The organism is Cytophagia bacterium CHB2 (assembly GCA_030263535.1).
Classification (GTDB): Bacteria; Zhuqueibacterota; Zhuqueibacteria; order Zhuqueibacterales; family Zhuqueibacteraceae; genus Coneutiohabitans.
Genome location: SZPB01000561.1, coordinates 1 through 2796 on the forward strand (window position 1 = coordinate 1; position 2796 = coordinate 2796).

4 protein-coding genes are annotated in these 2796 nt (G+C 53.7%); 3 read left to right on the top strand and 1 reads right to left on the bottom strand.

Annotation, left to right across the window (positions count from 1 at the left end; genetic code table 11):
* Nucleotides 1-657: hypothetical protein (locus FBQ85_28895; protein ID MDL1879152.1), on the bottom strand; the 657-nt coding region annotated here is incomplete at its 3' end.
* A gap of 180 nt (nucleotides 658-837) precedes the next feature.
* Between FBQ85_28895 and FBQ85_28900 the strand changes: the two genes are divergently transcribed.
* The 3 genes from FBQ85_28900 to htpX all read left to right on the top strand — a co-directional run bounded on the left by FBQ85_28900 (nucleotide 838) and on the right by htpX (nucleotide 2689).
* Complete coding sequence (locus FBQ85_28900; GenBank protein ID MDL1879153.1) at nucleotides 838-1215, top strand: DUF2294 domain-containing protein; 378 nt, start codon at nucleotides 838-840, stop codon at nucleotides 1213-1215.
* Between the two features lie 258 nt (nucleotides 1216-1473).
* Nucleotides 1474-1827, top strand: a complete 354-nt coding sequence (locus FBQ85_28905; GenBank protein ID MDL1879154.1) for a DUF2294 family protein — start codon at nucleotides 1474-1476, stop codon at nucleotides 1825-1827.
* A 13-nt stretch (nucleotides 1828-1840) separates the two neighbouring features.
* Entirely contained in the window at nucleotides 1841-2689 is an 849-nt protein-coding gene (gene htpX / locus FBQ85_28910; protein MDL1879155.1) for a zinc metalloprotease HtpX, read from the top strand.
* Nucleotides 2690-2796 lie beyond the last annotated feature (107 nt).

Here is a 2796-nt window from a genome sequence, read left to right on the forward strand (position 1 = left end):
CATCGCGCTGGCGGCGGGGATGCCGATAATATTTGTGCCAATCCCGGCCTCCTTAAGGCGCTGCCCCTGCTTCAAAATAGCCGCCGGAGTTTCATACCACAACTCGGCCTCGGCCACTTCGGGCGTTGAGCGCAGCATACTCAGCACCCGATTTTGGCGCTGCGGGTCATCAAAACCCAGGCGGATATCAAAACGCCGCCGGTTCAGGTCGGTATTCAGGGTGTACATCAGCGAAGCCGACAGACTCATCACAACCAGGAACATCGTCCCTGCGCCGACCAGAACCAGTTGGGTCAGGGCCAGCCGGCCTTTGCGCCGGAACATATTGCCCAGGGTGATGGCATAGTAGATCAAAAACATGGCCAGCGTGAACGACACGAATGCCAACAAAATGGCGCGCCCAGCTTGTTCCAGGGTGTGTTTGAGGTCGAGATCCAGTCCGCCTTCAAAGAGAATAATGGTGAGCGCCACCGCGCCAAAAGCCGGCATGAACGGGCGCACCAATTCCGGCGGAACGATGCGCGTCAACGGCCCCAGCACGATGCCGATCATGATCAAAAGCAGCACGGAGGGAATGCGCGTGCGTTCAAAAAAAAGATTGCCGATGAATCCCACGCCGATGATGCCGCCTAGAAGTATCAGCAACGTTGCAGCCATAAGTCGCCTCGAAATGATAAAGGTGAAATGCAAGCGATGACAAAATAGAAATCTTCGTTAAACTTCCAAGCCGTATTTGGCATTTCCCGTCATTGCCGTGGCTCTGGTCTTGCATATGAGACGCCATGCGATTATATTTGCTCTTACTTGAATTACGTTGCTAGCACGAAGGCTCTTAGAATGCAATCGACCAAAACCAAAGGCCAGCTCGAAGCCGAGCTCAGCGCGGCCATCACGCAATTCGAACGCGAGTATCTGGGGCGCGGACCGCGCGAAGCACGCAGCTTCATCATTCAGGATATGTTGCTGATCCGCCTCAAGGGCGTGTTGACACCGGCGGAGGAAAGGTTGGCCTCCGAACGCGACGGCGCACAACTCATCAAGCAAGTGCGCACGCGTTTGATTGAAAGCGCCCGGGCGCTTCTCGAACAAATCGTTTTCGAAAAGACGGGTGCACAGGTTGTCACTTTGCACACTGACATCAGTTCTAAAAACGGTGAGCGGATTTTTGTTTTTTGTTTAAACAAGAACTTAGAAGATGAACTGCGAAAAATTTAAAATCGTGCCGGGCGATTAAGAACTTTTTCTCCGCCCAGTCGTCTTAATGACCACAAGCAGAGCAAACGGCATCTCGACTGGTATTTTGTCAAGCGGCCGTTTGATCGGCTTTTTATATAAATGTTCACCCGCCGGCAGACGGGATAGAGTACAGTCTTCAGGATAAGACGGTAAGCTAAACGGTAAGCCAGCGCTCGGATTCCGATCAGAATACGAGTGCTGGCTTTTTTTTTTGATCCTGCGGAATGGAGCGCAGAGATGAGCAACTCCAAAACAAATCTGGAACAGAAGATCAGCGCATTGGTCGCCGATTTTCTCGAGCAACAACTGGGCGAGCATGCAGGCTCGGTTGAAACATTTTTATCCGGCAATCTGGCAACGGTGTATGCGCGCGACTGTTTTTCGCCCGGGGAACAGGCGCTGGCGAGCAACGAGACCGACTGGCGTCTGTTTCATCAATTCAAAAGCCAGCAATTTGACAGCGTCAAATTTTTGCTGAAGGAACGTTTGGAAGAAATCACGGGCTGCGAAGTGTGTGATATTGTTTCGGCCATTGGGCCGAATGGCATGCGCTTCGAAGTCTTCACGCTTAAAAAAAACATTGATAATTGAGAGGAAAAATGCCATGAATAGAATGAAGACCTTCATGCTCATGGCCGGTTTGACCGCGTTGTTCGTCGTCATCGGCAAGGCACTCGGCGGACAAACGGGCATGTTCATCGCGTTTGGCCTGGCGCTGGTCATGAACTTTTTCAGTTATTGGTTCAGCGACAAGATCGTTCTGAAAATGTACGGCGCGCAGGAAGTGCGCGAGGTTGATCATCCGGCCCTGTACAGCATTGTGCGGTCGCTGGCGACGCGCGCCAGCCTGCCGATGCCGAAAGTCTACGTCATTCCCGGCGAGCAGCCCAACGCGTTTGCCACCGGCCGCAATCCCGAGCATTCCGCGGTCGCTGTGACTGAGGGCATCATGCGCATTCTCGATCGCGATGAACTGGCGGGCGTGATCGGGCATGAGCTGGCACACATCAAGCACCGTGACATTCTGATCGGCACGATCGCCGCGACCATCGCCGGCGCCATCAGCATGATTGCGAACATGGCGCAGTGGGCCATGATCTTCGGCGCCGGCCGCAGCGACGACGAGGAAGGACAAAATCCCATTGCCATGCTGGTTTCCATCATTGTTGCGCCGATTGCCGCGATGTTGATTCAAATGGCGATCAGCCGCAGCCGGGAATATATGGCCGATGAAGAAGGCGCGCGCCTCGCCGGCAATCCGCGTTACCTTTCCAATGCGTTGCGCAAGCTGCACATGGCCTCGCAGCAGATTCCGCTGAAGGCGACGCCGGCTACGGCGCATATGTTTATCGTAAGCCCCTTCAGCGGCGGCGGCGCGTTGCTCAGTTTGTTCAGCACGCACCCGCCGATGGAGAAACGCATTGCGCGATTGGAGAGCTTGCGCCTGTACTGAAATAAATCTTCTGTAGTTTGGCAAAAATCAGTTCTTAGACATAGCCAGGTATTGGCTTTGGAAGCTTCCAGGCATTATATTTGTTGTCAACAGATCAATCTCGGAGA

Bases quoted from the DNA above. Each gene is read 5' to 3' on its own strand.
- FBQ85_28900 (MDL1879153.1), top strand. From the start codon at position 838: ATGCAATCGACCAAAACCAAAGGCCAGCTCGAAGCCGAGCTCAGCGCG.
- FBQ85_28905 (MDL1879154.1), top strand. From the start codon at position 1,474: ATGAGCAACTCCAAAACAAATCTGGAACAGAAGATCAGCGCATTGGTC.
- htpX (MDL1879155.1), top strand. From the start codon at position 1,841: ATGAATAGAATGAAGACCTTCATGCTCATGGCCGGTTTGACCGCGTTG.